The sequence below is a fragment of the Rhodococcus sp. NPDC060176 genome (assembly GCF_042728675.1).
Lineage (GTDB): Bacteria > Actinomycetota > Actinomycetes > Mycobacteriales > Mycobacteriaceae > Rhodococcus_F.
The window spans coordinates 688816-712103 of sequence record NZ_JBHWYS010000002.1; the positions used below are offsets into that span (position 1 = coordinate 688816).

The window sequence follows — 23288 nt, forward strand, 5'->3', positions numbered from 1 at the left end:
ACCGGCGAAACTGGTATTTCAGATGCGTACCCGTGTGCAGGAGATCGAAATTGCACCGAGCAGACCGACAAGCGCGAATGCATAGAAGCCCCACGGCACGGCGTAACCCGCACCGAGGAGAACTCCGCCCAGAATCGGGCCACAGATCGCACCGACCCGACCGACACCGGCCGACCATCCGAGCGCTGTCGCGCGAATTTGAGGAGGATGATTGGCGCTGGTGAAGGCGTAGACCAACACCTGTGCACTGAACACGAAGCATCCGGCGAGGAAGACCATCACGTAGATCCCGAACGACACCTTCACGCTTAGAAGTGCCAGGAACAATGCCGCTCCGGCGAACCACACGATGGCGGCGGTACGCGGGCCGATCTTGTTCGCGACACCCCCGGCGATCAACAGTCCGACGACAGCTCCGGCATTGAGGATCAGAAGGAACGTCAACGACGCCCCGAGGTTGTAACCGGCCTCACGCATGATTGTCGGAAGCCACGTGTTCAATCCGTAGACGAGCAGCAAGCCCATGAAACTGGTGATCCAGATAGCGATGCTGTTGCGCAGGAACTTCGAAGAGAACAGTGCGCGAACGGGATTGGCAGCTTCGGCGCGCCCATCTTCAGAGGTAGGCGCGGCCTCGAGTTCAACTCCGTAACGGGCAGCGATTTCCTCGGCTTCGGCACGCTTTCCGTGAGCGAGAAGGTACGACGGAGATTCCGGCAGATACCGCAACATGAGCGGAATCAGGACGACGGCAGGAAGTGCGCCGACAACGAACATCGCTCGCCAACCGAAAGGTTCGATCACGACGAGCGCCAGCGCGGCGGTGGCAACGGCGCCGACGTGATAGCCGGTCATCAGCAAGGTCGACGCAGATCCGCCGCCTTGCTTCTTCGAGAATTCGTTGACCAGAGCCAATGCAGTCGGCAGGGCGCCACCCAGTCCCACACCGGCCAGGAAGCGCAGCAGACCGAAGATGAAGGGGTTCGGCGCAATTGCGCACAACAGAGTGAGAATCGAGAAGGCAGCAACGGCGTACAGCAGCGCGCGGCGTCGACCGATGACGTCGGTGAGAGTGCCTATGACGAGGGCGCCGATGGTCATGCCGACGAGCCCGAAGGTCGAGATCATCGTGATCGTGCCTGTGCTCAATGCCCATGCGTCGTAGTCAAGAAGCGAAGGAATCACCGCGCCGAGTACGACCAGGTCGAATCCGTCCAGGAGCACAGCGATCCAACACAACGGTGCTACCCACATTGCGGCACTCACCCGACGCGAACCGGTGGTTGAACTCGACTGCGTATGCGGTGCGGTCATCGGATCCTCGACATTCACTGCTTGTGGGCGTTCGCTACCGGTTCAGATCCAGTAGTCCAGATCGATGTTCGCATTGCGAACGCCTGTTCATAATGAGCACGTCGATTGTGTACGGAGTCACAACGCCATGTCAAACGTCGCGGTAATCTCGAGGAATGGCACTCTCCGAAAATGAGCGTGAACAGTTTCTGTCCGAGCCCCACATCGGGGCGCTGTCCGTATCGGACGGTCCCGAACGCGGCCCGTTGACCGTCCCGATCTGGTACCTGTACTCACCCGGCGGGAAACCGTGGATCCTCACGGGAAAGGATTCGCGAAAAGCGCAGCTCATCGCGTCGGCCGGTCATTTCTCGTTGATGGCCGAAAGGCTTGATCCGACAATCCGTTACGTCAGTGTCAGCGGATCCGTCGACAAGATCGTTCCGGGCACCGACGAGATGCTGGTCGAAGTCTCGCGGCGCTACCTGACTCCGGACAAGGTCGACGGATACCTCGACTTCGCACGATCTCAGTTGGGCGAGCAGGTGGCGATCTTCATGGACCCGCAGCACTGGCTGTCCGCGGATCTCGGGGCCCTCTGACAACAACCGGAACCCGAAAGGCTCGGCGCGCCGGAGTGGCGCGCCGAGCCTGACCTGCATGTGGAGGGCTCTCGATATCAGCTCTCGGTGAAGAAACGCACCCGGTTGAGGCGATGACCGCTCGCCTCGAAGCCGAACAGTGCAATGGCTGGTTCCCCGCACACGATGACGCTCGCCGTCACAGTTCGACCGGCAACCAACATCTTGCTCTTCGTCACGCCCGTCAGCAGAGCGTTGACATCAGCGTTGGACAACTGTGTGCCCGCCGGAAGCTCGACGGGTACCGGCGGCGTCCGGCCGACGGCGGCCGCATCGAGGAACCGCGACGCTGCCTTCTTGCCTTTGTCTCCAACTCCGAAGATGCCGCGTGAGAACCCGAGCGCCCCGCCGATCCCCTGGTTCGAGAGCAGCTGCGGGGTCAACTTCGCGGCCGCCTTCACCCCTGCCACACCAGCAGTAGCGAGCTGGCTCAACATCGTCGCCAATTCCCAATGCGCATAAAGTGTTCCGATCCGCAAGGAATCGGGCTCCCCCACCAAGTCGTAACGCAAGTGCATCGGAACGTCGAGAACGACTCCGGTCGACATTTCGGTAGCGAGGCTCAGATCGCGCCACACCGTCCGGCCGCACACGATGTCGCGCTCGACATGGAAAGTGATCGAATTGGGGGCGATGAACGTGTCGTAGAAGCTTTCGATCGCCGCCTGACCGTTGTGCGGACGCGAACCAACAGGGTCGTTTATCTGCCCGTCGCCGGCAAACAGGGCAACCCACGTCGAGCGGTCATGCGCGCCGACGGCTTTCGGAGATCCCTCCACGACGGTCATCAACTGCTCGCGCGTCACCGGGGCGGTCATGCGCGCATCTCGTACGCACCGTCGTACGCCTTGACCTGCTGCCACACCCGGTCGAAGCGTTCGCCGTCGACCACGGGCTTACGCACCGCGGCCAGTGCCCATTGCTGCTGCTCCGGCGTCGACGAGGGCTTTCCGTGCAGTGCGATCGCGTATCCCGAGAAGTCGCGGATCTGGAAGTCGAAGATCTGATCAACGACGTCGGCGTCGAGTCCGGTGATCTCGGCCTGCTCGAGAATCAGATGACCGTAGACGACGAGGGAGAACAGGTGCCCGACGTTGAGCATGAAATCGAGATCCTTCTGCTGCTGCGCGTCCGGCGCTGCAGCAGTGAGCAATTCGGTGAGCGCGATCGCCTGCTCGTAGAAACGAGCGACGTTCGGAATCGAAGAGTGCTTCTCGTAGACGGGCTTCCACTCGTGGAACTGAATCTTCGCAGCGCCGCGGGTAGGCCCCTGATTCCAGAAGAACTCGTCGTCGGCGGCGTCGTCGCGAGTGACGACCTCCGGGAACTCCGCCGAGTTGAACAGATAGTTCGGCAAGAACTTGAGGATCAGACCGACGTTGACGTGGACGGTGCCCTCGAGCTTGGGCAGTGTGCCGATCATCTGCGCTGCCTCGCGGAAGTACGTGGACTTCTCGTAACCCTTGGCCGCGATCACGTCGTGCAGCAACCCGACCACCTTCTCACCTTCGGAGGTGACCTTGGCCTTGGTCATGGGGTTGAACAGCAGGTAGCGACGGTCCTCGAGGCTGGCACTGCGGAAGTAGTCGACCGCCCGCGCACTGAACTGCTTCATCGCGACCAAACGTGAGTACGCGTCGACGAAGGCGGCGCGAACGTGGGCGAAGTCCGTGACCGGGTTGCCGTAGAGAATTCGATTCTGTGCGTGAGTGATTGCCTCGAAGAACGCATGCTCGGTAATCCCGATGGAGCCGGTGCAGAGGTTGAACTTTCCGACGTTGACCGTGTTGAGTGCGGCCTCGAATGCGGCGACGCCGGTGTGCAGAATGTCTTCCTCACGCACCGGGTAGTCCTCGAGGCGGAAGTTGCTGACATACATCTGCCCGCGCAGAACGTTATCCACGAGCTGATAGTTCGGATGTGCGCTGTCGGCGACGAAGAACACGTAGCCTTCGGGACCCTCGACATCCGTACGACGCCCGAACACGGACACCATTCCGGCGACGTTGCCGTTTCCGATGTAGTACTTTTCGCCGCTCGCTCGGAAGACGACATCACCGTCGGTGGGAGTGAGGAGCATGTCGGTGGAGTACACGTCGGCGCCGTGGTCGCGCTCGGACAGCCCGAACGCCATGACACCACCGTCGGCAAGTTCCTGCGCTGCACGCTTCTTCGCAGCGTCGTTGTCACTCATCCAGATCGGTCCGAGTCCGAGGATCGTGACCTGCCACGCGTACCAGTACGCCAGCCCGTAGAAACCGAAGATCTCGCTCAGAGCTGCGTTGCGGGCACCGTCCCAACGACGGTTCTCGTCACCGTCGGCGAATGCCGCCGGAGTCTGGAACGTCGCGAACAACTTCTCCTTGCCGACGAATTCGAGAAAGTCTGAGACCCACACGGCGTCGAGGTCGTCCTGAAGAAGTTGCTTCTTGCCGCGGCTCTCGAACCATTCGATGGTGGCTCGCAGCAAACGGCGGGTCTCCGGATCGAACTGAGCGGGGTCGTAAGTATGGGGGTTGAAGAGCAGTCCATCGGTGCCAGACACGTCATTACCTTTCGTCGATGACGCTAAACTACCAGCGGGTAACTTTCCGCGGTGCGATTCATGGAAGACCTGCGATTCTTCGCGAATGCCACAGGTCCATCGGATTCCACGTGCCGGCCCGAGCGCGCGTGATCGGGTAGCACGCCAACCCGAGCAACAACGCAGACATGTGGCCGATGGCGGTGAAATTGGTGGCGAAAATCAGAGGTACACCGTAGAAGAGCAGCAACCCCGCGAGATAGACGTATCGCCACGGATCGACGATTCGATATACCAGAATCCCCATGACGCCGGCCAGACCGTAACTCACACCCACGTCGAGAGTGTTGACCGCCGACTCCGCCACGTATCCGTGCCGAATACCTTCGTACAGAACACCTTCGCTGATGTACGTGGCTCCGACGTGGGCGATGACGACAACACACAGCCACCGCCACGTCCCGAGCCAACGCTCAGCCGTTGCATGAAAGATGGTGAAGAGAACCAGGTATCCCAACCAACCGCCACCTTCGAGCCAGAAGGCACTCGAGAACAGGACTCGTAGCGGGTCTTCGGCCAGGTGATGCAGATTGGTCGAGCGCTTGCCGAGAAAACGCTCCTCGACATTGTCGGGCAGATGCCGCAGGAACAGTGTGGTGAACAGCAGGGCCAGCAACCAAACGTAGGTACCGGGAGCACTGCGCACCCATCGCCATGCCGCCTTTGCTGCCCCCAGCATCCTCACCGCTTCGAGTCTGCGCTCACTCGTTCACTACTGCAACGGCAAACCCGTCCCATCCCTTCGAACCCACGGTTTGAATGGCGGTGCCGTCGAGTTTCGGCTCGGCCGCGATCATCTCCAACACCGCTCGACTCGCTTTGACGCGCTCGTCGTCGATATCCGGGTTGGACACGTGTCCCCCACGCACGACGTTGTCCACGATGATGACGGTTCCGGGATGCGAAAGGGCCAACGCCCACCGCACGTACTCGGTGTTGTTCTCCTTGTCGGCGTCGATGAAGACCAAGTCGAAAGGTCCCAACTCTTCTTTCGCGATCAACGGGAGACTGTCGAGCGCAGCGCCGACGCGGATGTCGACACGGTCAGCCAGTTCGGCACGCTCGATATTCGCCCGAGCGACATCCGCGTGGGTGGGATCGAATTCCAGCGTGATGACCTGGCCCGAGGGACCGACCGCGCGAGCGAGCCAGATCGTGCTGTATCCGCCGAGCGTTCCGATCTCGAGAACATTGCGCGCCAAGCACATTCGCGCCAGAAGGTTGAGGAGCTTGCCCTGGTTCGGCGCCACGTCGATGGGCGGGAGACCGGCCTCGGAATTGGCGACGAGTGCCGCGTCGAGAACCGGATCTTCACCTACCAACGTGGAAACGAGATAGCCGTCGACTTCTGCCCAATCCGGTTCGCGTTCCATAGGCTCGATTGTGGCAGAAAAGAAGGGCCGCCGCAGACGCCTCGGAAGGTGGCTGCGGCGGCCCTGACGCCTATTCGAATCAGCCGCGAACTGCGCTGATGATCTCCTCGATCGCCCAGTCGGCGTCGATCTCACGGCTTTCACCAGTGAAGCGATCGCGAATTTCGACCTTGCCGTCAGCCCAACCACGGCCGACGACAACGATCAGTGGAACACCGATCAGCTCGGAGTCCTTGAACTTCACGCCCGGCGATGCCTTGCGGTCGTCGAGGATCACTTCGAGACCGGCGCGGTCGAGCTGCGCGGCGAGGCCTTCGGCACCTTCCCGAGCGGTCTCGTCCTTGTTCGCGATGACGAGGTAGACGTCGGCCGGTGAGACCTCGGCCGGCCAGCGCAGGCCCTTCTCGTCATGGTGCTGTTCGGCAATGACGGCAACCAGGCGCGAGACGCCGACGCCGTACGAACCCATGGTCGGGCGGACGGGCTTGCCGTTCTCGGCGAGGACATCGACGGTGAACACGTCGGTGTACTTGCGGCCGAGCTGGAAGACGTGCCCGATCTCGATGCCGCGAGCCGAGACCAGCGCACCGGCTCCGTCGGGCGAGGCGTCGCCGTCGCGAACTTCGGCAGCTTCGATGGTTCCGTCCGGCGTGAAGTCACGCCCTGCGACGAGGCCGACCACGTGCTTGCCGTCTTCGTCGGCGCCGGTAATCCAGCTGGTGCCGTCGACGACGCGCGGATCGACAAGGTAGCGAACGCCGTTGGCCTGCAGAGCCTTCGGGCCGATGTAACCCTTGGCCAGGAACGGGTTGTTCTTGAAGTCCGTCTCGGTGATCATCACGAACTCGGCCGGCTCCAGTGAAGCCTCCAGTCGCTTTTCGTCGACCTCACGGTCGCCGGGGATGCCGATACCGAGCAGTTCCCACTCGCCGCCGGGCAGACGGGTCTTGACCATGATGTTCTTGAGGGTGTCGGCCGCGGTGACCGCACGGCCGAGGTCAGCGCCGTTCGCCCAGTCCACCAAGGTGTCGATGGTGGGTGTGTTCGCGGTGTCGTACACCTTCGCTTCGGGCAGCCCGTCGAACGGAATCGAGGCGGGAACAACCGTCTTGACGGCCTCGACGTTGGCGGCGTAACCGGATTCGAGGCAGCGGACGTAGGTGTCTTCGCCGATCTCGCTCTCGGCGAGGAACTCCTCGGACGCGCTGCCGCCCATGGCACCGGAGGTGGCCGAGACGATGACGTACTTGACGCCCAAGCGCGTGAAGATCTTCTCGTAGGCGCCGCGGTGCGCCTGGTATGACTCCGTCAGGCCTTCGTCGGTCAGGTCGAAGGAGTAGGAATCCTTCATGAGGAACTCGCGACCGCGCAGAATGCCCGCACGCGGACGCTCTTCGTCGCGGTACTTGGTCTGCACCTGGTACAGGGTGACCGGGAAATCCTTGTAGGAGTTGTACTCACCCTTGACCGTCAGAGCAAAGAGCTCCTCGTGGGTCGGGCCGAGCATGTAGTCGTTGCCCTTGCGGTCCTTGAGGCGGAACAGGTTGGGGCCGTACTCGGTCCAGCGGTTCGACGCTTCGTAAGGATCGCGCGGGAGCAGCGCAGGCAGCAGGATTTCCTGTCCGCCAATGGCATTCATTTCTTCACGGACAACACGCTCTACCTCGCGCAGCACCCGCAATCCCAGCGGCAACCACGAGTAGACGCCTGGAGCGATACGACGCACGTAGCCGGCACGAACCAGCAGTTTGTGGCTGGCAACTTCGGCGTCCGAGGGATCGTCACGCAGGGTACGCAGGAACAGGTGGGACAGACGGGTAATCACGAGGTGTAAGGATAGTCGCCGCAGTCGGCCGAGCGGGCCTCGGTACGGTTACAGCGTGCTTGTACTGCTGCCTCCCTCAGAAACCAAGTCCGACGGCGGCAAGGATGCGCCCCTCGATCTGGCCGAACTGTCGATGCCCCAGTTGACCGAAACGCGCGAATTGCTGGTTCAGACGCTGGTCGATCTGGCCGCCGACGTCGAGGCGTCGTGCGAAGCGCTCGGCCTTGGTCCGACGCAAGCGGACGAAGTGGAGCGCAACGCCAAGCTGTGGGTGTCCGCGACGCGGCCCGCGCTGCAGCGCTACACCGGGGTGCTCTTCGACGCACTCGACGCCAAGTCGTTCACCCGCGCCCAGAAGGCCAAGGCTCTCGATCGGATCGCAATCGGTTCCGCCCTGTTCGGTGCGGTCCGCGCCGGTGATCTGATCCCCGCGTACCGCCTCTCCGGTGGGTCCAAACTGCCCGGGATGGGTACGCTCCGCTCACTGTGGAAGCCGGAACTGCCGAAGGCGTTGGCCGCCGAAGCCGACGGACTTGTGATCGATCTGCGATCGGGTACCTACCAAGACCTGGGACCGGTTCCGGACGCGCTGATCGCGACCGTGCTCACCGAAAAGCCGGACGGCACCCGCACGGTAGTCAGTCATTTCAACAAGCACCACAAGGGTCTGCTCGCCCGTGCGCTTGTGGTCTCGCGTGCCGAACCCACGGACATCAAAGGTGTTGCGCGGGTGGCGTCGAAAGCGGGACTGCGAGTGGAGATCGCGTCGGAGCGTGAATTGATCATCCTGACGGATTGATGGATTCGTCTGTCTGTCAAGTGCCGCAGAAGGTTTGGAACGTCTCGCTGAAGGACTGCGGGGCCGCCTCGGTGTAGGCAGCCCACTCGTCGCGCCGGTCGAACGGGTGCGTGACCACTTCCAGCAGCTTCTCGAATGGAACGAGGTCTCCGTCGTTCGCGGCGCGCAGGGCAGCATCGAGCTGATGATTGCGCGGAATGTACAGCGGGTTGACGCGATCCATCGCGCGAGCGGTCTCCACAGCCCCATGTCCCTGTTCCGCCAGGGCGCCGCGCCACCGCTGCAACCACGGCGCGATGTGCTCCCGTGGCACGAGTTGGTCGAGGGGCGCCGAATTTCCGCGCAATTCGTCGGCGAGAACGCGGAAACTGCCCGTCCAATCAGCACCGTGTTCCGCCAACAACGTCAGCAGATCGTCGACAAGCGTCCGATCGACAATCGGCAGGGCCAAACCGAGCTTTGCCGCCATACCGGCCGCGTAGTGGTCCTCATAGCGCTCGTCGAAGGTGTCGAGAACTGCTGACACCGCGGAAATCGCATCATCGGGTGTGGAATCGATCAGCGGCAACAGTGTTTCCGCGAGGCGCGCCAGATTCCACTTCAAGACACCGGGCTGATTGCCGAACGCATAGCGGCCGCCGTGGTCGATCGAGCTGAACACCGCCGCCGGATCGAAGGCGTCGAGGAAGGCGCACGGACCGTAATCGATGGTCTCCCCCGAAATTGTCGTGTTGTCGGTGTTCATGACCCCGTGTACGAAACCGACGAGCATCCACCTCGCCACCAGTGACGCCTGCGCCTCGACCACCGCCTCGAAGAACCTCAGGTAGCGATTGTTCGCCCCCGTTGCGGGCAGTTCGGTCAACTCCGGGTCGTGGCGGGCGATCGCGTAGTCGGCGAGCGGCTGCAAGACCTCGCCCTGCCGGGCCGCGAACTCGAAGGTCCCCACTCGAAGATGGCTCGACGCAACCCGTGCAAGCACAGCTCCGGGTTCGGCGCCGCTGCGGCGAACGTGCCGACCCGTCGCCACCACCGACAGCGCGCGCGTAGTGGGGATACCGAGGGCATACATCGCCTCACTGACCAGATATTCGCGCAGCATCGGCCCGACGACCGCATACCCGTCTCCGCCCCGAGAGAACGGCGTGGGCCCGGAGCCCTTCAGATGCAGGTCCACTCGCTGACCGTCGCTGCTCACGAGCTCACCGAGTAACAACGCCCGACCGTCCCCGAGAATTGGTGCGTATCCACCGAACTGATGACCCGCGTACGCCATCGCCACCGGTGTGGCCCCGACCGGCACCGTCGCCCCGGACAAGACGCCAACCCCGTCCACACTTCGCAGCGCTGTCACGTCCAATCTCAACGACGCAGCCAGCCGCTCGTTCACAACGAGCAATTGCGGGTCAGGCGCGGCAGCACCATGCCACGGCACGGTCAGAGCGCCCAGTTCGTCAGCGAAGGTGCTCTCCAGGCCGGCCACGATGGTGACCGGGTCTGCTGTGGATTCCTCGATTGCAGCCATCACACGAGAGTAGTCACCGTGAGACGACCTATCGATCAGCCCTGATCGATGTACGACTCCAGTTGATCGCGTTCACTCTTGAGCTCGTCGATGCGACTCTTCACCACGTCCCCGATACTCACGATGCCGAGCAGGCTGCCGTCCTCGATCACCGGCAGGTGGCGGATTCGACGCTCGGTCATGATCGCGGCAATGCTGTCCACGGCGTCTGCCGGAATGCACGTGTACATCAGGGCCGTCATGACCTCGGAGACCGGTGTGCCGAGAAGATCAGGTCCGCGCTCGTGCAGGCGTCGAACGACGTCTCGTTCGGAAATGATCCCGACAACCGCACCATCGTCGATCACCACCATGGCGCCGATGTTGTGACGAGCGAGGTCGCACAGCAACCCGTTCACCGTCGTGTGGGCGTCAATGGTGACGATGCTGTTGCCCTTGTTTCGCAATATGTCCGCGATCCGCATCACGGCACCCCGATTCGTCGAGACTCTCGGCACGTCCTGCAACGATCGTATCGGCTAGCGAAGCGGATAAACAGGACTGATCAGGCGATTCCCTGAGCTGCCTTCTCCGCCGCCTGCGCCTGGGCAACCTGAGCGGGAGTGAACTTGATGAACAGTGCGGAGATCGCTGCCAAGGCCGCGAAGATCGCGCAACCGAAGAGGGCGAAGACGTAGCCTTCGCTCAGCGCCGACAACTGCGAGGGAGTCATGTCTGCAGCGACTCCGCTCACACCTCCGAGCGAGAGGGTTCGTGACGTCGCCATCGCACCCACGATCGCAAGTCCGACGGGACCGAACAGAACTTGCGCAACCTGTGCGATTGCGGTCAACGGACCGATGTCCTGTGGGCCAACACCCGCGATAGCGCACAGCGGCAGGGGAACGACGGCCAAACCCACACCGAAGCCGATTCCCACGACGAGAACAAAGAGATTGCCCATGTATGTGGTCGTCTCGTCCAACGTCGACCCGTACAGAAGTCCCACGAACGTCAGCAGCGAACCCGTCACGATCAGCCATCGTGCCTGTACGCGAACAGCAAGTTTGGACGCGACGAATGCTGCCGCACCCAGCCCGAACGCGAAAGGCACAAAAGCCAGACCCGCGTGCAACGGGCTGTACCCGAGGATGTCCTGGACGAAGAGCGCCACGAACGGCGCCAGCGAAAACATGACGGCACCGATCAAGGCGAGTGAAATGAACGTGAAGACGCGGTTCTTGTTCTTGAAGAGGCTGAACGGCAACAGTGGATTCTCGGCGCGCCGTTCGACCAGGAGGAAGACGACGAACAGTGCGACTCCCCCGATGAGAGCACCCAAAACCGCAGGACTGGTCCAACCCATCTCGGGGCCTTCGGTGAACCCGAAAACGATTCCGGTGCAGCCCACAGTCGCAAGAATTGCCCCTGGCACATCCAGCTTGAGTCGCTCAGCTCCGGTCTCGACCAAGGCCTTGAATGCAAACCCGATGATCATCAGTCCGATGGGGACGTTGATCAGGAAGATCCACCGCCATGAAACCTCGGTGAGTGCACCGCCGATGATCAGCCCTGTCACCGAACCGATTCCGGTCATGGCAGCAAAGATCGCGATGGCCTGATTCCTTACGGGGCCGGGCGCGAAAGTCGTCGCCACGAGTGCCAACGCAGTGGGTGAGGCGATCGCTGCGCCGACGCCCTGGACCGATCTGGCCGCCACCAACATCGCTTCGTTGGTAGCCAAACCACATGCCAGCGAAGCGAGCGTGAACAAGATGACTCCGCTGAGGAACACCTTCTTGCGCCCGAAGGTGTCACCCAGCCGGCCGCCCAGCAGCATCAGTCCGCCGAAGGTCAGTGCGTATGAAGTGATGACCCAGTTCCGACCGGAGTCGCTGAGATCGAGGTCCTCCTGGATCCGAGCCAAGGCCAACGACGCCACCGTGCCGTCGAGCACCATCATCAACTGCATACCGCTCAAGACGATGATCGCCAGTCCGAATGCCCGTGTTGCCACGGGGTACTTCGTCATGGTGTTTTCGGACCCAGCAGCGTTTTCGGATCTCAGGGAATCAGACACAAGACTTCACGTTACCCAGCGTCGACAGAAAAGCCCGCGACCGGCCCGATCACGATGATCGCCGGAGGCTTGATCTCCTCGTCCTTGACGCGCTGAGCAACGGTCGCGAGATCGGCACGGACCTCACGCTGAGTACGAAGTGTGCCCTCTTGGATGACGATGACCGGAGTGGTTGCCGGGCGTCCACCGTCGACGAGCGCCTTGGCGAACTGATCGATGCGCTCGACCGCCATGAGCAGCACGATCGTGCCGCGCAGCTTGGCCAGCGCCGACCAGTCGACCAGCGAATCCGGATGATCCGGAGCCACGTGCCCACTCACGACGACGAACTCGTGGGTGACGCCGCGGTGGGTGACCGGGATGCCTGCGGCCGACGGGACCGAGATCGCGCTCGTGATTCCGGGCACTACGGTCACCGGAACGCCGGCGGCGGCGCACGCTTCGAGTTCTTCGTACCCCCGCCCGAAGACGTACGGGTCCCCGCCCTTGAGTCGGACGACGAACTTTCCGGCCTTGGCGTTGTCGATCAGCGCGGCGTTGATGGCCTCCTGAGCCATGGCGCGGCCGTACGGAATCTTCGCGGCGTCGATGACCTCGACGTCCGGACCAAGTTCGGCGAGCAACTCGGGTGGAGCCAATCGGTCGGCGACGACGACGTCGGCGCGAGCGAGCAACCGGCGCCCGCGCACGGTGATCAGATCGGGGTCACCGGGGCCGCCACCGACGAGGGCTACGCCCGCAGCGGCAGGCTCGGCCGTATCGGCTAGTACGCCGGACTGAAGACCTTCGACGACGGCGGTGCGGACCGCTGCCGAACGACGGTGATCGCCGCCGGCCAGAATTCCGATGCTCATACCGTCGTACTCGGCGCTGGCGGGAGTTACCGCCGTGCCGTGCTTCGCGTTGTCGGCCCGCACGCAGAAGATGTGGCGACGCTCCGCTTCGGCGACGATCGCCGCATTGGTTTCCGGTTCGTCGGTCGACGCGATGGCGTACCACGCACCTTCGAGGTCACCATCTGCGTACGGACGCTCTTCGACCGTGATCTGCCCGGCCGTGGCCATGCCTTCGACCGCTGGAGTGAACGCGCGGCTGATGACGTGAACACGGGCACCGGATGCGACAAGCAGTCCGAGACGGCGCTGAGCCACCGTGCCACCGCCGAACACGACCACGCGTCGATCGGTCAGGTTGAGGCCGACCAGGTAGTTGGTCTCGTCTGCGGTGGACTCGCTCACTCGCACTCCGTTTCGTCGTCAGAATTGTTCAAGCTGGAGGGAACTTTACGGGCCGCGGCTACGGTCACTCCATCCCTGGCAGTCTTGGCCAGCACGAGCCTGCCGCCCCCGGACGCGAGGATCGCAGCCGCTTCCGCGACGCTCGCCGTCCCGATCGCGTTCTCGACGCGAGATGACGGCGACGGAACCTGAACGCGCGCAAGCACGTCCGGTGCAAAAACGACAATCGGGACGTTCAGTTCATCGGCCGCTGCCAGCAGAGCCGGGGACTCGGCTTTTGCCGTCGCAGTGGCGAGTACCACGATTTTCCATCGCCCTCGCAGTACGGCGTTCACCGCAGCGACGATGTCCTTCGCGGTGGCACTCGTCGTGAATCCAATGCCAAGACAGAGGTCATCCTCGGGCGGCATCGACGAACTTCGCGATCGATTCGGGTTGGCCCACCGGATGAGTATGCAGATACGACGCGTGGACACCGCCGCGAATGAATCCCTCGCGGACGCTGCCGCCGTCCCACGGCCGCCAACCCCATGCACTTGCACACCCGTCGGCGTCGGCCGAGACCAGCGAGGTCCGGTGGAACTCGTGCCCGGTGACGCGGGCGCCGGGGTCGAAGAGGCTCGATCCGCTGATCGCGACCGCTTCCCGGTACCCGAGGGTCAGGCGTTTCCCGAACCTCGCATCCACCCCGACAACACCGGCCATGCTGTGACCGTCCAGGCTGCGAGCAAGGTAGAGCAGACCGGCACACTCCGCATGGATCGGCGCACCGCCGTCCGCCAGGTCACGAACCTGCTGCAGCAGAACGGTATTGGCCGCAAGATCTACCGCGTGCTCTTCCGGGAAACCGCCGGGAAGGACCAGAGCGGCAGTTCGTGCGGGAAGCTCGTCGTGCATCGGATCGAACACCTGGACGTCGGCGCCGGCAGCGGACAGCAGTTCTCGGTGCTCGGCGTAGCCGAAGGTGAAGGCGGGTCCACCAGCCATGGCGATCACAGGCCGAGAGTCGCCGTGTTCGCCGACTTCGGCAACCGGATCCCACGCACCTGAACTCACGTTCGATGCGGCCAGCTCGCGAACAGCGCCGAGATCGACGTGCGAGGCAATCAGGTCGGACATCGCGTCCACCGCGGCCACGGCGGCCGCGCCGTGCTCTGCCGCCGGAATCAACCCGAGATGACGGGAGGGAACTTCGAGTTCCGTCAACCGCGGTACAACTCCGAGCACCGCGACGCCGACCTTGTCGCACGCGTGCCGCAACACCTGTTCGTGGCGAGCACTGCCCACACGATTGAGGATGACGCCGCCGATCCGCACACCCGCGTCGTACGTCGCGAAGCCGTGCAGTACGGCGGCCAGACTCTGACTGTGTCCACGGGCGTCGATCACGAGAACCACCGGCGCACCGAGGATCGACGCGACCTGCGCCGTCGATCCTTCGGCCGACGGCTGCGAGTTGGCCTCGTCGATCTTGCCGTCGAACAAGCCCATGACACCTTCGACCACTGCGATGTCGCAGCCGCCTGTTCCGTGCCGGTAGAGCGGGCCGATGCGATCCGGGCCCACCAGGACAGTGTCGAGGTTGCGTCCAGGTCGACCCGCTGCGAGCCCGTGATAACCCGGATCGATGTAGTCCGGCCCCACTTTGAAAGGCGCGACGCTGCTGCCGGACCGCCGGAGCGCACCGATCAATCCCGTTGCCACCGTGGTTTTTCCGCTACCCGAGGCAGGGGCGGCAATCACCACGGCCGGCGTGGAAACACTCACCATTCGATGCCCCGTTGGCCCTTTCGGCCGGCATCCATGGGGTGCTTGATCTTGGTCATCTCGGTTACGAGGTCGGCGGCGTCGATCAACGCCTGCGGGGCGTCGCGTCCCGTGATGACAACGTGCTGGTTGCCCGGACGATCGCGCAGTGTCTGCACGACCTCGTCGACGTCGACCCAGCCCCACTTGAGCGGATAGGTGAACTCGTCGAGGACATAGAATCGATGTTCCTCGCCTGCAAGCCTTCTCGCGATCTCCTGCCAACCCTCAGCGGCGGCAGCGGCATGGTCTTCTTCGCTACCGGCCTTGCGTGTCCATGACCAGCCTTCGCCCATCTTGTGCCACTGCACCGGCCCACCGACGCCGGTTTCGTCGTGCAAGTTTCCGAGAGCGCGGAATGCGGCTTCCTCACCGACCTTCCACTTGGCACTCTTCACGAATTGGAAGACGCCGATGTCGAACCCCTGGTTCCAGGCGCGCAGCGCCATGCCGAAAGCGGCAGTGGACTTACCCTTCCCAGGGCCGGTGTGCACGGCGAGCACCGGTGCGTTACGACGCTGACGCGTGGTCAGACCGTCGTCGGGGACTGTCTCGGGAACACCCTTGGGCATCGTGAACTCCTGAGCTGGGATCTAGGCTGCGGCGCGGACGACACCCGCGACCTGCTGCGCTGACAATTCGGCAAGGCGGACGTATCCGCCACGTAGTTCTCGGGCCAACTCGGCCGCCAAGCCCAGACGAACGAGGCCGGTCTCGCAGTCGACGACGATGGACGCGACGGACGCGTCGGCAAGAAGATGCGCGGCGACGCGGGCGCGATGCAGCGCGTCCTTGCCACCGGTAGCCCGGCCGTCGGTGAGCGTGACGACGAGGGCGCGGCGCTGCGGGTCACGAAGGCGCTCACGCAGAACCACCTCGCGGGCGCGCAGGAATCCTTCTGCGAGTGGGGATTTGCCGCCGGTACGCATGGACTGCAGACGGCGAACGGCGATGTCCACCGAAGACGTCGGCGGCAGGACGAGTTCCGCTTCGCGGCCGCGAACAGTGATGACGGCGACCTTGTCGCGGCGCTGGTAGGCATCGCGGAGCAGCGAGACGACCGCACCGGTGACCGCGGAGAGCCGATCGCGAGCTGCCATCGACCCCGAGGCGTCGACAACAAAGACGATCAGATTTCCTTCTCGCCCTTCACGAATCGCGCCGCGAAGATCATCAGGTGCCAGTCGCAGCCGCCCCGCAGTACGACCGCGCGCAACTTGGGACTCGGCTGCGGCGAAGACCGTGCTCGTCAAATGCAGCCCATGACCGCGCTCCCGGGTGGATCGCACTACCCGTCCGCGGGACGACATGGATCGCGAGCGGCGTCCCGGAGCACCTTCGCCGACGCCAGGGACCTCGAGGAGCTTGGCCTTGAACTCGCCGGCGGGCGGAGCCGAGGGTCGCTCAGTAGCGCGTACTCCCCCACCTGGTCCGTCAGGGCCGTCATCGTCTGGGCCCTCATCGTCTGGACCGCCGTCTTCGGGTCCACCCTCTTCCGGGCCACCGTCTTCGTCCGGGCCACGACCGTCGGGATTCTCGGGAGGTTCGGGCTCCCCGTCGCGCGCGTCGTCCTCGACCTGCGACTGGGCATCCTGATCAGCCTGCTCGAGTGCATCGTCCAACTGCTGCTGATCCAAGCCGGGCTCGTCGAACGGGTCACGGCGGCGGCGATGCGGCAGCGTCAGTTCCGCCGCTACTCGCACGTCCTCCGCAGTGACCTCACTGTCGCCTCGCCACGCGGCATGGGCGGTCGCGGTGCGCGCGAGCACCAAGTCGGCGCGCATTCCGTCGACGTCGAACGACGCACACAGTGAGGCGATACGTCGCAGCTCCCGATTGCTCAACTCAACGGAGTCCAGTTTTTCACGCGCCGTGAGGATTTCGGCTGCCAACTCTTGATCGGCTGATTCGTACCGAGCGGCAAATGCCTCGGGGTCACGCTCGTAGTCGAGGCGGCGACGCACCACTTCCATGCGAACGTCGACGTCGCGGGAAGCTGCGACATCGACCGCCAGACCGAAACGGTCCAACAACTGCGGACGCAGTTCTCCCTCTTCGGGATTCATCGTGCCGACGAGTACGAACTTGGCCGGATGCGAATGGGAGATGCCGTCACGCTCGATGTGAACCCGTCCCATCGCCGCGGCGTCGAGAAGCACGTCGACCAGGTGGTCGTGAAGCAGATTCACCTCGTCGACGTACAGAACGCCCTGGTGAGCGGCCGCGAGAAGTCCAGGTTGGAAAGCGCGTTCCCCGTCACGGAGAACCTTCTCGAGATCGATGGACCCGATCACCCGGTCTTCGGTGGCGCCGACGGGCAGTTCCACCAAGCGGGCCGGTCGCGTCGTTCCGGCGTCGTCGACCGCCGGCAGCAGCGCAGTCAGCGCGCGCACGACCGTCGACTTGGCAGTTCCCTTCTCACCGCGAACCAGGACTCCACCAATCCCCGGATGCACGGCACACAGGATCAGCGCCAATCGCAATTGATCCTGGCCGACCACAGCACTGAACGGGAAGCCCGCCACTGGTCGATCTTCTTCACTTCGCACGTCGATATCCCTCCACCTCTCGGTTTCCTCGCCGAGAATTTGGCTGCACTCGAATGTCGCGGCAACCTGGCTGAGATCTCCCGGACGATCAGTAGAGGAGAGATCTTTCACAGTGGCGGGACCGCGCCTGAATCGAACAGGACTTCCCCGCGAGCATTCGGTATCGAAAAAACCCTAGTCGGCTCACTTTCCCATGAGCCGACCAGGGTCAAATCTCGAACAAACTAGCTGACAGCCACGAAGGGCTCTCCCCCACCACGACGCATCGGGGTGTGCGGGATGCCGTCTTCGATGAACTCTTCGCCGTCGGCCTTGAATCCGTGCTTGGCGTACATCTCGACCAGGTAGGTCTGCGCATTGATCCGGCACGGCGCTTCACCGACCTCGGCCAATGCGGCCTGCAGGAGGCGGGTCGTGTGGCCCTGGCCGCGCGCCTGACGCGACGTGCAGAGACGTCCGATTCTGAAGCTCTTGTTGCCGTCGTCGTGCTCTTCGAGCAGACGGAGTGTGCACACCACCTGGCCGTCCTGCTCGAGCCAGAAGTGACGCGTCTCCGTCAGCAGGTCCCGCCCGTCCAACTCGGGATACGGGCAGGCCTGCTCGACGACAAAGACCTCCACTCGAAGCTTCAACAACTCGTAGAACGTCTTGTTGTCGAGATCGAGTGCCCATGAACGCTTCAAAGCTGCTGTTGCCGTCATGGGTTGGACTATCACACAGTCGCGGCGGTATCCGCGACCGGAGCCGATCCGGAAGCACCGGCGGAATCGAGCTCGAGGACCTTCGAAGACCAATCCCACACCTGGTTGAACAGGCCCTCGTTGTCGGTGAGCTTGACGCCGATGGACGGAACCATCTCGCGAAGCTTGCCCTTCCAGCCCTGGAACTCGGTCGGGAAGCAGCGCTCGAGTACGTCCAGCATCGCCGGGACGGCAGTGGAAGCACCGGGCGAAGCACCGAGCAGACCAGCGATGGAACCGTCCTCAGCGGCGACCACAGCGGTACCGAATTCGAGGACGCCGCCCTTGCCCTTGGCCCGGCGGATCACCTGGACACGCTGGCCTGCGGTGATCAGTTCCCAGTCCTGCGCCTGCGCCTTGGGCGCGAATTCACGCAGATCCCAGACACGACCGGCCTCGTTCTTGGCGAGTTCGCTCACCAGGTACTTGACCAGGCCGAGCTCGCTGACGCCGACGCCGAGCATCGAGAGAATGTTGTTGGGCTTGACCGAGCCGGGCAAGTCCGTGACGCGACCCTGCTTGAGGAACTTCGGCGACCAACCGGCGTAGGGACCGAACAGCAGACCCGGCTTGTTGCCGATGACACGGGTGTCGAGGTGCGGCACCGACATGGGCGGGGCGCCGACGGCGGCCTTGCCGTAAACCTTGGCGCTGTGCTGGTCGATGAGTTCGGGGTTGGTGCATCGCAAGAAGGCACCGCTGACCGGGAAGCCGCCGAAGCCCTTGGCTTCCTTGATGCCCGACTTCTGCAGCAGGTGCAGGGCGCCACCACCAGCGCCGACGAACACGAAGCGCGAGCGAACGGTGCGCTTTTCACCGGTACGACGGTTGGTGACCTTGACGGTCCACGACTTGTCCGAGTTCTGGGTCAGGTTGGTGACCTCGTGACCGAAGTACATCTTGCCGCCGGTCTTACCGATGTAGCCGATGAGCTGCTTGGTGAGCGCTCCGAAATCGACGTCGGTGCCGTCCTGGCTCCAGTTCAGTGCGACGGGATCGGAGAAGTCGCGTCCCTTGGCCATGAGCGGCAAACGCTTGCTGAACTCGGCCGGATCGTCGATGTACTCCATACCGCGGAAGAGCGTGTGGCCGGCAAGTGCGTCGTAGCGAGCACGCAGGTACTTGGCGTTGGCCTCACCGTGAACGAAGCTCACGTGAGCGATGGGGTTGATGAATTCCTTGGGCTGAGTCAGGACGCCCTGCTCGACCGCGTGCGCCCAGAACTGGCGGGACACCTGGAACTGCTCGTTGACGTTGACGGCCTTCTTGATGTCGACCGTGCCGTCCGAGTTCTCCGGAGTGTAATTGAGCTCACACAGGGCGGAGTGACCGGTTCCCGCGTTGTTCCAGGGGTCGCTGCTCTCGGCTGCGACGGCATCGAGCCGCTCGAAGGTCGAGATCGACCAATCGGGCTGCAGCTGGCGCAGCAATGCGCCCAGCGTGGCACTCATGATGCCTGCGCCCACGAGCACTACATCCGTCTTCGTCTCTACCGCGTTCTGATTCGACACTGGAGAATCGACTTCCTTGTCATTAGCCGTGCGCGCATCCGCCTGCTGTGTTACGCCGAACAGGTTACCCGTGCGTACACGCGCGGTTCACCACCCCCAATTGTGCTCTACAACGCGCACTCGAAACGACGATTAGATTGTGATTTGTGACTACTTGGGTTCCAGACGTCCTCGGTGACGGATATCAGCAGCTGACGATCCCGCTCGGAACGGATCCGGACGGCGAAGGCGAGGTGGACGCGACACTGGTCCGCTACCAACCGCAGAAGGAGGCGGTGAAGACACGCCGTGCCGTTTTGTACGTGCACGGTTTCACCGATTACTTCTTCCAGAAGCACCTTGCCGAGCACTTCGCCGAGCAGGGCTACGCCTTCTTTGCACTCGACCTGCGTAAGTGCGGCCGGTCCCTCAAGCCGGGACACACAGCGCACTACGTCTCCGACCTCGCGCTCTACGACGCCGAACTGAACGAGGCGCTGCGCATCGTGGGCAACGAGACCGACGGCAGCGAGGTGCTGCTCATGGCGCACTCCACCGGTGGTCTGATCGTTCCGCTGTGGCTGAACCGGTTGCAGCGCAAGCCCGGTGGCAGCGCAGGCGCCGGAATCTGCGGTCTCGTCCTCAACAGCCCCTGGTTCGACCTTCAGGGACCTTCGATGGTTCGCAACGTCGGTACCACCGCGATCGACGCCCTCGGTCGGGTCTCGGCAAAGACCGTGATCCCCGGCACCGGGCTACCGACTTACGGTTCCAGTCTTCACGTTTCGGCCAACGGAGTCTGGGATTACAACCTCGACTGGAAGCCGCTGGCCGGCTGCCCCGTCACCTTCGGCTGGATGCGGGCCGTCCGAGCGGGTCACGCAAAACTGCACCGCGGCCTCGACATCGGGGTGCCTGCACTGATTCTGCGCTCGAAGAAGTCGCAGTTCGCCAAGGCGTACAACCCGAGCGTCGACCTGGCGGATTCCGTGCTCGACGTCAAGCAGATCGCACGTTGGGCCGGTTGCCTCGGCGATCGCACCAGCATCGTCCCGATCGACGGCGCCCGTCACGACGTGTTCCTGTCCACCGAGAAGCCCTTGGCCACAGCCTTTTCCGAACTCGACCTGTGGCTGGAGTGGCTCGACGGCCACCTCACGCAGGCGGTAGAAAGTTCGGCAAGCACCGCAAGCAACACACAGGAGATCGCGCAGTGACGCACTACGACCTTGCAATCATCGGCAGCGGATCCGGAAACTCGCTGCCCGACGAGCGGTTCGACGGCAAGAAGATCGCAATCCTCGAAGAGGGCACGTTCGGCGGCACGTGCCTCAATGTCGGATGCATCCCGACCAAGATGTTCGTCTACGCCGCCGAGGTGGCACGCACCATCACCACTGCCGAGAAGTACGGCGTCGACGCCACGCTCGACGGCGTCCGTTGGTCCGACATCGTCAAGCGCGTCTTCGGCCGCATCGATCCCATTTCTGCAGGTGGCGAGCGGTATCGCAGCGAAGACAGCCCCAACACCACCGTTTACCGCGGCCACGCGACGTTCACCGGCGAGAAGACGATCGACACCGGAACCGGCGAGACGATCACCGCCGATCAGGTGGTCATCGCGGCCGGGTCACGCCCGATCATCCCGGAAGAGATCGCGTCGAGTGGGGTGAAGTACTACACCAACGAAGACATCATGCGACTGCCTGAACTTCCCGAGCACCTGGTCATCGTCGGCTCCGGATTCATCGCCACCGAATTCGCACACGTGTTCTCCGCGTTGGGTTCTCGCGTGTCGATCATCGGTCGCAGCCAGCGACTGCTGCGGCACCTCGACGACGAGATCTCCGAGCGTTTCACCGAGTTGGCCGAACAGAAGTGGGACGTTCACCTGGGCTCGCCTCTCACGTCGGTGCGCGGTGACGGCGACAACATCGCCGTCGAACTGGCAAACGGCACAGTTGTTTCCGGTGACGTTCTCCTCGTCGCGGTGGGTCGTCAGCCGAACGGTGACCTCCTAGGTCTCGACAAGGCCGGCGTCGAGCTCGACGACAAGGGCTCGATCGTGGTCGACGAATACCAGCGCACCACCGCAGAGGGCGTCTTCGCGCTCGGTGACGTCTCGTCGCCGTACCAGCTCAAGCACGTCGCCAATCACGAAGCGCGAGTCGTTCAGCACAACCTGCTTCAGGATGCGTGGAAGGACACGTCCGGACTTCGCAGCACCGACCACCGCTTCGTACCCGCCGCAGTGTTCACCGACCCGCAGATCGCCGATGTCGGCATGACGGAGAAGCAGGCCCGCGACGCCGGACTCGACATCACCGTCAAGGTGCAGGCATACGGAGACGTCGCGTACGGGTGGGCGATGGAGGATCAGGAGGGTGTCTGCAAGGTGATCGCCGAGCGCGGCACCGGACGCATTCTCGGTGCCCACGTCATGGGTACGCAGGCTCCGACGGTGATCCAGCCGCTCATCCAGGCGATGAGCTTCGGTTTGTCAGCTCAGGACATGGCGCGCGGCCAGTACTGGATCCACCCGGCCCTGGCCGAAGTAGTCGAGAACGCGCTGCTCGGCCTCGACATCTGAGCCCCCGCACCCCGTACGACATACAAAAGGCGGGCACTCCGCGCAATGGGAGTGCCCGCCTTTTCGCAGGTCAGAGTTTCACCAGGGACTGGTACGCAGCACGATCTCGGTTGCGAGTTCGGCCGGCGCCGACTTCACGACGTCGTCGACACCCGGAAGTTCCGTCACGCGGAAATCGGAGTACACGAAACGACCGCTGGCGTCGGCAATGGCCCGACCCCCACTGCCCACGACGACCGTGGTCGGAACCTCGACCGGTGGAACGCCGGCAATATCGCTCGCCGACGGATGTCCGCGGTCCACCGCGATCAGACTCGCGAAGCGGCCGAACTGCCGTGCCGCCAACAGCCAGGCGAGATCAGCTCCCTCCCGGTGACCGACCAGGTTCACCCAGGCGATGTTCAACTCGTCCAGAAGTACCACTGCCGATGTCTCGTCGAGATTCTCGATCGATTCCACCGCGACGGTCCGCAGATCCGAATGATGCAGTCGCTCACACACATCGTCGTACAAGTCGACGGGGTCGCCCTTGCCGGGGAGCAGGAGTACCGCATGCTTGCTGACCGGCCCGTCGATCCGAACGGTGCACGAACCACTGCCCACCGCTACTCGAGTCAATTCCATGTCTGGAAACGGTACGCGATCCACACTGTGGAGGACCCTGGAGTCGACAGAAGTATGACCACTCATACATTCTCACCACCGCCTGCGAGTCCGATTTGTTCGCTCTGCACCACCTCCCCACTGAGCGAAAGTGGCTTTCGGCGCATCTGAGG

General features: G+C 63.3%; 21 protein-coding genes. 4 read left to right on the top strand and 17 right to left on the bottom strand.

Annotated features, from left to right (window positions below):
• Window positions 1-18: 18 nt before the first annotated feature.
• Entirely contained in the window at window positions 19-1314 is a 1296-nt protein-coding gene (locus ACFWEM_RS11535) for an MFS transporter (protein WP_378533618.1), read from the bottom strand.
• 155 nt (window positions 1315-1469) lie between these two features.
• On the opposite strand from ACFWEM_RS11535, the gene ACFWEM_RS11540 reads away from it, so the two are divergent.
• On the top strand, window positions 1470-1895 hold the full coding sequence (locus ACFWEM_RS11540) for a pyridoxamine 5'-phosphate oxidase family protein (protein ID WP_378533620.1): 426 nt from the start codon (window positions 1470-1472) through the stop codon (window positions 1893-1895).
• A 77-nt stretch (window positions 1896-1972) separates the two neighbouring features.
• On the opposite strand, the gene ACFWEM_RS11545 is transcribed toward ACFWEM_RS11540, so the two are convergent.
• The 5 genes from ACFWEM_RS11545 to ACFWEM_RS11565 form a co-directional block, all read right to left on the bottom strand.
• Complete coding sequence (locus ACFWEM_RS11545) at window positions 1973-2752, bottom strand: nuclear transport factor 2 family protein (protein ID WP_378533622.1); 780 nt, start codon at window positions 2750-2752, stop codon at window positions 1973-1975.
• The gene (locus ACFWEM_RS11550) at window positions 2749-4479 is read right to left on the bottom strand and encodes an acyl-CoA dehydrogenase family protein (protein ID WP_378533624.1); all 1731 of its coding nucleotides are present in this window, start codon (window positions 4477-4479) and stop codon (window positions 2749-2751) included. The genes ACFWEM_RS11545 and ACFWEM_RS11550 overlap by 4 nt, the downstream gene beginning before the upstream one ends.
• A 58-nt stretch (window positions 4480-4537) precedes the next feature.
• Window positions 4538-5197, bottom strand: coding sequence for a rhomboid-like protein (locus ACFWEM_RS11555; RefSeq protein ID WP_003942804.1), 660 nt, complete (start codon window positions 5195-5197; stop codon window positions 4538-4540).
• A 22-nt stretch (window positions 5198-5219) separates the two neighbouring features.
• Window positions 5220-5891, bottom strand: a complete 672-nt coding sequence (locus tag ACFWEM_RS11560) for an O-methyltransferase (protein ID WP_378533626.1) — start codon at window positions 5889-5891, stop codon at window positions 5220-5222.
• A gap of 79 nt (window positions 5892-5970) precedes the next feature.
• Window positions 5971-7716, bottom strand: a complete 1746-nt coding sequence (locus tag ACFWEM_RS11565; RefSeq protein WP_378533628.1) for a proline--tRNA ligase — start codon at window positions 7714-7716, stop codon at window positions 5971-5973.
• 55 nt (window positions 7717-7771) lie between these two features.
• Here ACFWEM_RS11565 and yaaA point away from each other — a divergent pair, with 55 nt between their 5' ends.
• Window positions 7772-8515 (top strand): peroxide stress protein YaaA, encoded by a 744-nt coding sequence (gene yaaA, locus ACFWEM_RS11570; RefSeq protein WP_007735009.1) that lies wholly within the window; start codon window positions 7772-7774, stop codon window positions 8513-8515.
• 16 nt (window positions 8516-8531) lie between these two features.
• On the opposite strand, the gene ACFWEM_RS11575 is transcribed toward yaaA, so the two are convergent.
• The 10 genes from ACFWEM_RS11575 to mqo form a co-directional block, all read right to left on the bottom strand.
• Window positions 8532-10040: a YdiU family protein gene (locus ACFWEM_RS11575; RefSeq protein WP_378533630.1), complete on the bottom strand. Its 1509-nt coding sequence runs from the start codon at window positions 10038-10040 to the stop codon at window positions 8532-8534.
• Window positions 10041-10075: 35 nt separating this feature from the next.
• On the bottom strand, window positions 10076-10504 hold the full coding sequence (locus ACFWEM_RS11580; RefSeq protein ID WP_378533632.1) for a CBS domain-containing protein: 429 nt from the start codon (window positions 10502-10504) through the stop codon (window positions 10076-10078).
• 80 nt (window positions 10505-10584) lie between these two features.
• Window positions 10585-12051, bottom strand: coding sequence for an MFS transporter (locus tag ACFWEM_RS11585; RefSeq protein WP_378533634.1), 1467 nt, complete (start codon window positions 12049-12051; stop codon window positions 10585-10587).
• A 59-nt stretch (window positions 12052-12110) separates the two neighbouring features.
• Entirely contained in the window at window positions 12111-13337 is a 1227-nt protein-coding gene (gene cobA / locus ACFWEM_RS11590) for a uroporphyrinogen-III C-methyltransferase (RefSeq protein ID WP_283303818.1), read from the bottom strand.
• Complete coding sequence (locus ACFWEM_RS11595) at window positions 13334-13747, bottom strand: cobalamin biosynthesis protein (RefSeq protein ID WP_378533636.1); 414 nt, start codon at window positions 13745-13747, stop codon at window positions 13334-13336. Before ACFWEM_RS11595 ends, cobA begins: the two co-directional genes overlap by 4 nt.
• The gene (locus ACFWEM_RS11600) at window positions 13731-15107 is read right to left on the bottom strand and encodes a cobyrinate a,c-diamide synthase (protein WP_378533638.1); all 1377 of its coding nucleotides are present in this window, start codon (window positions 15105-15107) and stop codon (window positions 13731-13733) included. Before ACFWEM_RS11600 ends, ACFWEM_RS11595 begins: the two co-directional genes overlap by 17 nt.
• Window positions 15101-15715, bottom strand: coding sequence for a cob(I)yrinic acid a,c-diamide adenosyltransferase (cobO, locus tag ACFWEM_RS11605; RefSeq protein ID WP_019748043.1), 615 nt, complete (start codon window positions 15713-15715; stop codon window positions 15101-15103). Before cobO ends, ACFWEM_RS11600 begins: the two co-directional genes overlap by 7 nt.
• A gap of 21 nt (window positions 15716-15736) precedes the next feature.
• A complete protein-coding gene (locus ACFWEM_RS11610; protein WP_378533640.1) occupies window positions 15737-17692 on the bottom strand; it encodes a magnesium chelatase subunit D family protein in 1956 nt (651 codons plus the stop codon).
• Between the two features lie 224 nt (window positions 17693-17916).
• Complete coding sequence (locus ACFWEM_RS11615) at window positions 17917-18393, bottom strand: GNAT family N-acetyltransferase (RefSeq protein ID WP_003942808.1); 477 nt, start codon at window positions 18391-18393, stop codon at window positions 17917-17919.
• 11 nt (window positions 18394-18404) lie between these two features.
• Window positions 18405-19943: a malate dehydrogenase (quinone) gene (mqo, locus tag ACFWEM_RS11620; protein WP_378533642.1), complete on the bottom strand. Its 1539-nt coding sequence runs from the start codon at window positions 19941-19943 to the stop codon at window positions 18405-18407.
• A 146-nt stretch (window positions 19944-20089) separates the two neighbouring features.
• On the opposite strand from mqo, the gene ACFWEM_RS11625 reads away from it, so the two are divergent.
• On the top strand, window positions 20090-21139 hold the full coding sequence (locus ACFWEM_RS11625; RefSeq protein WP_378533644.1) for an alpha/beta hydrolase: 1050 nt from the start codon (window positions 20090-20092) through the stop codon (window positions 21137-21139).
• Window positions 21136-22512: a mycothione reductase gene (gene mtr / locus ACFWEM_RS11630; RefSeq protein WP_378533646.1), complete on the top strand. Its 1377-nt coding sequence runs from the start codon at window positions 21136-21138 to the stop codon at window positions 22510-22512. The genes ACFWEM_RS11625 and mtr overlap by 4 nt, the downstream gene beginning before the upstream one ends.
• Before the next feature lie 78 nt (window positions 22513-22590).
• On the opposite strand, the gene ACFWEM_RS11635 is transcribed toward mtr, so the two are convergent.
• Complete coding sequence (locus ACFWEM_RS11635; RefSeq protein ID WP_003942671.1) at window positions 22591-23136, bottom strand: alpha/beta fold hydrolase; 546 nt, start codon at window positions 23134-23136, stop codon at window positions 22591-22593.
• Window positions 23137-23288: the final 152 nt, after the last annotated feature.

What these genes read in the sequence shown, in the direction of transcription:
- ACFWEM_RS11580 (WP_378533632.1), bottom strand. Translation starts at nt 10,504, where the DNA reads ATGCGGATCGCGGACATATTGCGAAACAAGGGCAACAGCATCGTCACC.
- ACFWEM_RS11540 (WP_378533620.1), top strand. Translation starts at nt 1,470, where the DNA reads ATGGCACTCTCCGAAAATGAGCGTGAACAGTTTCTGTCCGAGCCCCAC.
- ACFWEM_RS11560 (WP_378533626.1), bottom strand. Translation starts at nt 5,891, where the DNA reads ATGGAACGCGAACCGGATTGGGCAGAAGTCGACGGCTATCTCGTTTCC.
- ACFWEM_RS11535 (WP_378533618.1), bottom strand. Translation starts at nt 1,314, where the DNA reads ATGACCGCACCGCATACGCAGTCGAGTTCAACCACCGGTTCGCGTCGG.
- ACFWEM_RS11595 (WP_378533636.1), bottom strand. Translation starts at nt 13,747, where the DNA reads ATGCCGCCCGAGGATGACCTCTGTCTTGGCATTGGATTCACGACGAGT.
- ACFWEM_RS11585 (WP_378533634.1), bottom strand. Translation starts at nt 12,051, where the DNA reads ATGACGAAGTACCCCGTGGCAACACGGGCATTCGGACTGGCGATCATC.
- cobO (WP_019748043.1), bottom strand. Translation starts at nt 15,715, where the DNA reads ATGCCCAAGGGTGTTCCCGAGACAGTCCCCGACGACGGTCTGACCACG.
- ACFWEM_RS11575 (WP_378533630.1), bottom strand. Translation starts at nt 10,040, where the DNA reads ATGGCTGCAATCGAGGAATCCACAGCAGACCCGGTCACCATCGTGGCC.
- ACFWEM_RS11615 (WP_003942808.1), bottom strand. Translation starts at nt 18,393, where the DNA reads ATGACGGCAACAGCAGCTTTGAAGCGTTCATGGGCACTCGATCTCGAC.
- ACFWEM_RS11555 (WP_003942804.1), bottom strand. Translation starts at nt 5,197, where the DNA reads ATGCTGGGGGCAGCAAAGGCGGCATGGCGATGGGTGCGCAGTGCTCCC.
- ACFWEM_RS11545 (WP_378533622.1), bottom strand. Translation starts at nt 2,752, where the DNA reads ATGACCGCCCCGGTGACGCGCGAGCAGTTGATGACCGTCGTGGAGGGA.
- ACFWEM_RS11600 (WP_378533638.1), bottom strand. Translation starts at nt 15,107, where the DNA reads ATGGTGAGTGTTTCCACGCCGGCCGTGGTGATTGCCGCCCCTGCCTCG.
- ACFWEM_RS11635 (WP_003942671.1), bottom strand. Translation starts at nt 23,136, where the DNA reads ATGGAATTGACTCGAGTAGCGGTGGGCAGTGGTTCGTGCACCGTTCGG.